2 protein-coding genes are annotated in these 3,542 nt (G+C 72.8%); both read left to right on the plus strand.

The window, feature by feature from the left end:
- Positions 1 to 166: 166 nt before the first annotated feature.
- Positions 167 to 1,546: a dihydrolipoyl dehydrogenase gene (lpdA, locus tag ACRYR8_RS20990; protein ID WP_432486212.1), complete on the plus strand. Its 1,380-nt coding sequence runs from the start codon at positions 167 to 169 to the stop codon at positions 1,544 to 1,546.
- A 102-nt stretch (positions 1,547 to 1,648) separates the two neighbouring features.
- Positions 1,649 to 3,514: a 2-oxoglutarate dehydrogenase, E2 component, dihydrolipoamide succinyltransferase gene (gene sucB / locus ACRYR8_RS20995; RefSeq protein WP_432486213.1), complete on the plus strand. Its 1,866-nt coding sequence runs from the start codon at positions 1,649 to 1,651 to the stop codon at positions 3,512 to 3,514.
- Positions 3,515 to 3,542: the final 28 nt, after the last annotated feature.

Here is a 3,542-nt window from a genome sequence, read left to right on the forward strand (position 1 = left end):
GGCACCCCGCGGGGTGCCGCCGTCGTCGTGCGTGGAGCCGCCGGTGGACACGCCCGCGGACCCGCTCGAGTGGGCCCCGTCACACGTGCCCGCTGGCACCGGGGTGAGGGGGGAGTGACAGAATCGCCGTGAGCAGTCCCCAGCACAGCCGACCTAGGAGCTTTTCGTGGCAGGTCCCGCCGGCCAGGAGTACGACGTCGTCATCCTCGGAGGAGGCAGCGGGGGCTACGCCTGCGCCCTGCGCTCGGCCGAGCTCGGGCTCTCCGTGGCCCTGGTGGAGAAGGACCTGCTGGGCGGGACGTGCCTGCACCGCGGCTGCATCCCCACCAAGGCCCTCATCCACGCCGCCGAGGTGGCCGACTCCGCGCGCGAGTCCGAGGCGTTCGGCGTGCGCGCCACCTTCGACTCCATCGACATGGCGGGGGTCAACAAGTACAAGGACGGCGTCGTCGGGCGCCTGCACAAGGGCCTGCAGGGCCTGGTGAAGTCCCGCAAGGTGGAGCTGGTGCAGGGCACCGGCCGGCTGGTCGCCAAGGACACCGTCGAGGTCGACGGCCGGCGCTACACCGGCAAGCACGTCGTGCTCGCCTCCGGCTCCTACTCGCGCTCCCTGCCCGGCCTGGAGGTCGGCGGCAGGGTCATCACCAGCGAGCAGGCGCTGCAGCTGGACTCGGTGCCGAAGTCCGTGGTGGTCCTGGGTGGCGGCGTCATCGGCGTGGAGTTCGCCAGCGTCTGGAAGTCCTTCGGTGCCGACGTCACCATCGTCGAGGCCCTGCCGCGCCTGGTCCCCCTCGAGGACGAGGCGGCCAGCAAGGCGCTGGAGCGCGCGTTCCGCAAGCGCGGCATCAAGTTCTCCCTCGGCGTGCGCTTCAAGGGCGTGGAGCAGAACGACTCCGGCGTCGTGGTCAGCCTCGAGGACGGCAAGACCTTCGAGGCGGACCTGCTGCTCGTGGCGGTGGGCCGCGGCCCGAACACCGCCGGCCTGGGCTACGAGGAGCAGGGCGTGTCCATGGACCGCGGCTTCGTCCTGACCGACGAGCGGCTGCGCACCAACGTCGAGGGCGTGCGCGCCGTCGGCGACATCGTCCCCGGCCTGCAGCTGGCGCACCGCGGCTTCCAGCAGGGCATCTTCGTCGCCGAGGACATCGCGGGCCTGGACCCCGCGCCGATCGACGAGACCGGCATCCCCAAGGTGACCTACAGCGACCCCGAGGTCGCCTCGGTGGGCCTGACCGAGGCCAAGGCCCGCGAGAAGTACGGCGACGTCGACGTCGTCGAGTACAACCTCGGCGGCAACGGCCGCAGCCAGATCATCGGCACCACCGGTTTCGTGAAGCTGGTGCGGCAGAAGGACGGCCCCGTCGTCGGCGTGCACATGGTCGGCTCGCGCATGGGCGAGCAGGTCGGCGAGGCCCAGCTGATCGTCAACTGGGAGGCGTTCCCCGAGGACGTGGCGAACCTCGTGCACGCCCACCCCACGCAGAACGAGGCCCTCGGCGAGGCGCACCTGGCGCTGGCCGGCAAGCCGCTGCACTCGCACTCCTGAGCACCGGCGGGGCCGCGTCGGCGCGGCCCCGCCGTCCCGCCCGAACCCGTCGGCGTCCCTCCGGGCGCCGGAGCACGTCCGTCCGTGAGGAGAACCGAACAGATGTCGAACCCGGTGCAGATGCCGGCGCTCGGTGAGAGCGTCACCGAGGGCACCGTCACCCGCTGGCTGAAGTCGGTCGGCGACACCGTCGAGGTGGACGAGCCCCTGCTGGAGGTGTCCACCGACAAGGTCGACACCGAGATCCCCTCCCCCGTGGCCGGCACCCTGCTGGAGATCCTCGTCGGCGAGGACGAGACCGTCGAGGTCGGCACCGACCTCGCCCGCGTCGGCGACGCCTCCGAGCAGGGCTCCGCCCCGCAGCAGCCCGCCCCCGCCGAGCAGCCCGCCCAGGAGTCCCCCCAGCCGCCGTCCGAGCAGCAGGCCCAGGCCGCTCCCGAGGCGCAGCAGGAGCCCTCGCCCGAGCAGCCGCCCGCGGCGGCGGCCGCGCCGTCCTCCGGCGGCGGGGGCACGGCCGTGCAGATGCCGGCGCTCGGTGAGAGCGTCACCGAGGGCACCGTCACCCGCTGGCTGAAGTCGGTCGGCGACACCGTCGAGGTGGACGAGCCCCTGCTGGAGGTGTCCACCGACAAGGTCGACACCGAGATCCCCTCCCCCGTGGCCGGCACCCTGCTGGAGATCCTCGTCGGCGAGGACGAGACCGTCGAGGTCGGCACCGACCTCGCCCGCGTCGGCGACGCCTCCGAGCAGGGCTCCGCCCCGCAGCAGCCCGCCCCCGCCGAGCAGCCCGCCCAGGAGTCCGCACCCGCGCCCGTGAAGGAGCCGCTGCAGACGCAGCCGGACCAGCGGGGCGAGTCGCTGGCCGACGAGGTCACCGAGCGCGAGACCGCGCGGCAGCAGGCCGAGGCCTCGACCCAGCCGGCGACCGCGAAGGGCGAGGGCGCGCCCGAGCCGCAGCGCCAGGAGGCGCCGGCGCAGCAGCAGGCCCCGGCCGCGCGCCAGGAGGCTCCGCAGCCCACCGGCGGCAGCACCTACGTCACGCCGCTCGTGCGCAAGCTCGCCAAGGAGCTGGGGGTGGACCTCTCCGGGGTCACCGGCACCGGGGTGGGCGGGCGCATCCGCAAGCAGGACGTGCAGCAGGCCGCCGACGAGGCGAAGGCCGCGGCCCGGGAGGAGCAGCAGGCCCCGGCGCAGCCGGCCGCCGCCGTCGCGCCGGAGCAGAAGCAGGCCCCGGCGTTCGAGGTCTCCGCCAAGCGCGGCACCACCGAGAAGATGTCCCGCCTGCGCAAGGTCATCGCCCAGCGCATGAAGGAGTCGCTGCAGAACTCCGCGCAGCTGACCACCGTCATCGAGGTCGACGTGACGCGCGTCGCCCGTCTGCGGGCCCGCGCGAAGGACTCCTTCGCGGCCACCGAGGGCGCCAAGCTGACGTTCCTGCCGTTCTTCGTCAAGGCCGCGGTGGAGGCGCTCAAGCAGCACCCCTCCCTCAACGCCAGCATCGACGGCGAGAACATCGTGTACCACGCCAGCGAGAACATCTCGATGGCCGTGGACACCCCCAAGGGCCTCATCACGCCCGTCATCAAGGACGCCGGCGACCTCAACCTCGGCGGCATCGCCCGCAAGATCTCCGACCTCGCCGCCCGCACCCGCAACAACAAGATCACCCCGGACGACCTGGCGGGCGGCACGTTCACGATCACGAACACGGGCAGCATCGGGGCCCTGTTCGACACCCCGATCCTCAACGCCCCGCAGGTGGCCATCCTCGGGACCGGCGCGATCGTCAAGCGCCCCGTCGTCCTCACCGACGACGAGGGCCAGGAGACGATCGCGATCCGCTCGATGATGTACCTCGCCCTGTCCTACGACCACCAGATCGTGGACGGCGCGGACGCCGCGCGCTTCCTGCAGACGATCAAGAAGCGCATCGAAGGTGGCGCCTTCGAGGGCGAACTGGGTCTGTGACCCTCCCGGCGGCCGCGGCCGCCGGGAC

Origin of the sequence: Kineococcus esterisolvens, from assembly GCF_050871405.1 — a bacterium.
Taxonomy (GTDB): domain Bacteria; phylum Actinomycetota; class Actinomycetes; order Actinomycetales; family Kineococcaceae; genus Kineococcus.

What these genes read in the sequence shown, in the direction of transcription:
- sucB (WP_432486213.1), top strand. Translation starts at nt 1,649, where the DNA reads ATGTCGAACCCGGTGCAGATGCCGGCGCTCGGTGAGAGCGTCACCGAG.